Here is a 4,884-nt window from a genome sequence, read left to right as displayed (position 1 = left end):
GGCGGCCCGTGCGCCGGTGCGGGCGGTGTCCGCCGGCTACTTCTCCAGCGGTCCGCGAGCGCGGACGGTGAGCCGGTCGTGCTCCTCGTCCCGCTCGACGAGGACGGTGTCGCCGTCGTGCACCTGGCCGGAGAGGATCGCCCGCGCCAGCTGGTCGCCGATCGCGGACTGCACCAGCCGCCGCAGCGGGCGGGCGCCGTACGCCGGGTCGTACCCGGTGAGGGCCAGCCAGTCGCGCGCGGCCGCGGAGACGTCCAGGGTGAGGCGCCGCTCGCGCAGCCGCTCGCCGAGGCGGGCCACCTGGAGGTCGACGATCCGGCTCAGCTCGGTGGTGCCCAGCGGGTCGAAGACCACGATGTCGTCCAGCCGGTTGAGGAACTCCGGCTTGAACGCGGCCCGGACGGAGTCCAGCACCAGCTGCTTCTTCCGGTCCTCCGGGGTGGCCGGGTCCACCAGGCTCGGTTCATTAAACGCGTGACTGCCCAGGTTGGAGGTGAGGATGAGGATCGCGTTGCGGAAGTCCACGGTGCGGCCCTGGCCGTCGGTGAGCCGGCCGTCGTCCAGCACCTGGAGCAGCACGTCGAAGACCTCCGGGTGGGCCTTCTCGACCTCGTCCAGCAGCACGACGCTGTACGGGCGGCGGCGGACCGCCTCGGTGAGCTGGCCGCCCTCCTCGTAGCCGACGTACCCGGGCGGGGCGCCGACCAGGCGGGAGACGGAGTGCTTCTCGCCGTACTCGCTCATGTCGATGCGGACCATCGCCCGCTCGTCGTCGAAGAGGAAGTCGGCCAGGGCCTTGGCGAGTTCGGTCTTGCCGACGCCCGTCGGGCCGAGGAACAGGAAGGAGCCGGTCGGGCGGTCCGGGTCGGCGATGCCGGAGCGGGTGCGGCGCACCGCGTCCGACACGGCCTGCACGGCCTCCGCCTGGCCGATCAGGCGCTTGCCCAACTCCTCCTCCATGCGCAGGAGTTTGGCGCTCTCGCCCTCCAGCAGGCGGCCGGCCGGGATGCCCGTCCAGGAGGCGACGACGTCGGCGACGTCGTCCGGACCGACCTCCTCCTTGACCATCGACGTCGAAGCGTCCTGGTCGGCTGCGCGCTCCTGGGCGTCGGTGAGCTCCTTCTCGGCGGCCGGGATCTCGGCGTACATCAGCTTCGACGCGCGCTCGAAGTCCCCGTCGCGCTGGGCCCGTTCGAGGGCGCCGTGGAGGTCGTCCAGGCGCTCCTTGAGCTCGCCGACCCGGTTGAGGCTCTTCTTCTCCTGCTCCCAGCGCGCCGTCAGAACGCTCAACTGCTCGTTCTTGTCGGCGAGATCGCGGCGCAGCCGGGCGAGCCGGTCGACCGAGGCCGGGTCCGACTCCTTCTCCAGCGCGAGCTCCTCCATGCGCAACCGGTCGACGGAACGCTGGAGTTCGTCGATCTCGACGGGGGAGGAGTCGATCTCCATCCGCAGCCGCGAGGCCGCCTCGTCGACCAGGTCGATCGCCTTGTCGGGCAGGAAGCGGGAGGTGATGTAGCGGTTGGACAGGGTGGCCGCGGCGACCAGGGCGGCGTCCGCGATCTGCACCTTGTGGTGCGCCTCGTAGCGGCCCTTGAGGCCGCGCAGGATGGCGATCGAGTCCTCCACGCTGGGCTCGCCGACCAGCACCTGCTGGAAGCGGCGCTCCAGCGCCGGGTCCTTCTCGATCCGCTCGCGGTACTCGTCCAGCGTGGTGGCGCCGACCATCCGCAGCTCGCCGCGGGCCAGCATCGGCTTGAGCATGTTGCCGGCGTCCATCGCGGAGTCGCCGCCGGCGCCCGCGCCGACCATGGTGTGCAGCTCGTCGATGAAGGTGACGACCTGGCCGTCGCTCTGCTTGATGTCGTTGAGGACGGCCTTCAGGCGCTCCTCGAACTCGCCGCGGTACTTGGCGCCCGCGACCATCGCGCCGAGGTCCAGCGCGACCAGCCGCTTGCCGCGCAGCGACTCCGGCACGTCGCCGGCGACGATGCGCTGGGCCAGGCCCTCGACCACGGCCGTCTTGCCGACGCCGGGCTCGCCGATCAGCACCGGGTTGTTCTTGGTGCGGCGGGAGAGCACCTGGACGACCCGGCGGATCTCCTGGTCGCGGCCGATCACCGGGTCGAGCTTGCCGTCCCGGGCGGCCTGGGTGAGGTCGGTGCCGTACTTCTCCAGCGCCTTGTAGGTGCCCTCCGGGTCCGGCGAGGTGACCCGGCCGCTGCCGCGCACGTCCTTGAACGCGGCCAGCAGCGCCTTGGGCGTCGCGCCCTGGCGCACCAAGAGCTCGGAGACCGGACCGCCCTCGGCGGCCAGGCCGACCATCAGGTGCTCGGTGGAGACGTACTGGTCATCGAGGTCGTCGGCGCGCTTGCCGGCCTCGGTGAGCACCGCGATGGTGTCCCGGGCGAGCTGCGGGGCGGCGACCGTCGAGCCGCTCGCGCTGGGCAGCGCGGCCAGCTGGCGGCGGGCCTCGGCGTCCACGCGCGCGGCCTCGGCGCCGACCGCCTCCAGCAGCGGCCTGGCGATGCCCTCGGGCTGCTCCAGCAGGGCGATCAGGATGTGCACCGGCCTGACGTCCGGGTTCCCGACCGCGCCGGCCTGCCGGATCGCGGCGGACAGGGCGTCCTGCGTCTTGGTGGTGAACTTGCTGGCGTCCACTGCTGGGGGATCCTCCCTCGTCGTCCTTCACTGCTGCTACTGACAGCATGCACTAAGTTGAGTCTATTCCGCTCAGGTTTGTTTTTTCTGCCGAGTGGCCACTGTGGACCCCTGCCGGGTCAGCACCAGCAGCTCCCGGGCCGGCCCGCCCGGCCGCTGCCCGGCCGGCCACACCGCGCGCAGCGGGCGCCGCAGGTCGAGCCCCGCCGCCAGCGGCACCTCGACCAGCCGCCGGGTCGCCAGCTCCTCCGTCACCACCAGCTCGCTCAGGCAGACCGGCCCCGCGCCGGTCATCGCCGCCGCCTTCAGCGCCGTCGACGAGGCCAGCTCCAGCCGGGGCCGCGCCGCGCCCCCGTACGGCGCCAGCGCCGTCTCCAGCACCTCCCGGGTGCCCGACCCCGGCTCGCGCAGCACCAGCGGCGTCCCGGCCAGCTCGGGCCCGGTCAGCGGCGCCCGCCGGCGCGACCACGGGTGGCCGGGCGCCACCACGACCACCAGCCGGTCCGCGGCCACCACGGCCCCGTCCAGCCCGGGCGGGGTGGACGGGCCCTCGACGAAGCCGAGGTCCGCCTCCCCGGCCAGCACCCGCCCGGCGACCTCCGCCGAGTTCGCCGTCCGCAGCGTCACCGCGGTGCCCGGGCTGGCCTCGGCGAGCGCCAGCAGCCAGCCCGGCATCAGGTACTCGGCGACGGTCAGGCTGGCGACCACCGTGAGCTTGGCGTCCCGCCGTCCGCGCAGCGCGTCGATCCCGGCGTCCAGCGCCTGCGCCGCCTCCACCACGTGCCGGGCCCACTCGACCACCAGCCGCCCCGCCTCGGTCGGCCGGCTGCCCCGGGGGGAGCGCTCCAGCAGCGGGACGCCGATCTGCCGCTCCATGCCCTTGATCCGGGCGCTCGCGGTCGGCTGGCTGACGCCCAGCTCGGCCGCCGCCCGGCCGACGCTGCCCAGCCGGGCCACCGCGAGCAGTAGCTCCAGGGCGCCGAGTTCGGGCACGTGCGGGGAGAGAGGCATAGGTTCAGGCTATGCCCTCATAGAGCGCCGGGCGCTACCGGCCGAGGGTCCGTGGAGCGACGGTGGTCCCATGTCCACCTTGGCCGATGTCCGCCCGCTCACCCGCCCCTCCGTCGCCCGCCCCCGGTTCGACCTCGCCCAGCTCGGCCCCAACTGGTACGCCGCCGTCATGGGCACCGCGATCCTCGGCAACGGCGCCGCCGTCCTGCCGGTCCGACCGCCCGGGCTGATCGGCTTCGGCGAGGTGATGTGGGCGCTCGGCCTGGCCGCCCTGCTGGTGCTCGGCGGCGCGCGGCTGGTGCACCTCACCCGGCACCGCGAGGCGGCCCGTGCCCAGCTGCTGGAGAACCCGGCCACCGCCGTTTTCTACGGCTGCCCGCCGATGGCCCTGCTGGCGGTCGGCCTCGGCACGCTGCTGCTCGGCCCGCGGGTGATCGGCACCGGGCCTGCCGTCGCGATCGACGCCGTCCTCTGGACCGTCGGCACCGCGTACGCGCTCGCCGTCGCCGGTGGCATCCCGTACCTGATGATCACCCGGCACCGGATCTCCGCGCTGGAGGCCAACCCCACCTGGCTGCTGCCTGTCGTCGCCCCGCTGGTCGCCTCGGCCTGCGGTCCGGCCCTCGTCCCGCACCTGCCGTCCGGCTCGGCGCAGCAGACGATGCTGTACGGCTGCTGGGCGCTGTTCGGCGTCGGGCTGCTGGCCACCCTGGTGCTGCTGCCGGTGGTGTTCACCGGGCTGTTCCACAGCAAGGTGCCGACCCTCGTGCTCACCCCCGCGCTGTTCCTGGTGCTCGGGCCGCTCGGCCAGTCCGTCACCGCCGTCCACCAACTCGCCGACGCCGCCCGCCCGGTGCTCCCCGCGCTCGCGCCGGCGATGGCCGCCCTCGCCGAGCTGTACGGCGTGGCCGTGATCGGCGTCGCGATGCTCTGGCTGGCCGTCGCGCTCACTGCCAACCTGCGGGCCCGCCGGGCCGGCATGCGGTTCGCGATGACCTGGTGGGCGTTCACCTTCCCGGTGGGCACCTGCGTCACCGGCGCCTCGGCGCTCGCCCGGCACACCGGGTTCGGCGGGTTCACCGGGCTGGCCGTCGGGCTGTACGCGCTGCTGGCCGTCTCGTGGGTGGCCGCGGCGAGCGGGACGGTGGCCGGGCTGGCGCGCGGGCGGCTGCTGGCGCGGTGAGCGGTTCCTGCCCAGGAGGCGAGTGAGCCGGC

At 74.1% G+C, this 4,884-nt stretch carries 3 protein-coding genes; 1 reads left to right on the top strand and 2 read right to left on the bottom strand.

Annotated elements, in window-relative coordinates:
- Positions 1–36 precede the first annotated feature (36 nt).
- A complete protein-coding gene (gene clpB, locus AB0O00_RS29620) occupies positions 37–2,658 on the bottom strand; it encodes an ATP-dependent chaperone ClpB (protein ID WP_363656935.1) in 2,622 nt (873 codons plus the stop codon).
- 72 nt (positions 2,659–2,730) lie between these two features.
- Positions 2,731–3,669, bottom strand: a complete 939-nt coding sequence (locus AB0O00_RS29615) for a LysR family transcriptional regulator (protein ID WP_363656933.1) — start codon at positions 3,667–3,669, stop codon at positions 2,731–2,733.
- 70 nt (positions 3,670–3,739) lie between these two features.
- On the opposite strand from AB0O00_RS29615, the gene AB0O00_RS29610 reads away from it, so the two are divergent.
- Positions 3,740–4,852: a TDT family transporter gene (locus AB0O00_RS29610; RefSeq protein WP_363656931.1), complete on the top strand. Its 1,113-nt coding sequence runs from the start codon at positions 3,740–3,742 to the stop codon at positions 4,850–4,852.
- Positions 4,853–4,884: the final 32 nt, after the last annotated feature.

It is taken from the genome of Kitasatospora sp. NPDC093558, assembly GCF_040683475.1.
Taxonomy (GTDB): Bacteria; Actinomycetota; Actinomycetes; order Streptomycetales; family Streptomycetaceae; genus Kitasatospora.
This window is presented reverse-complemented; position numbering and strand designations above follow the sequence as displayed.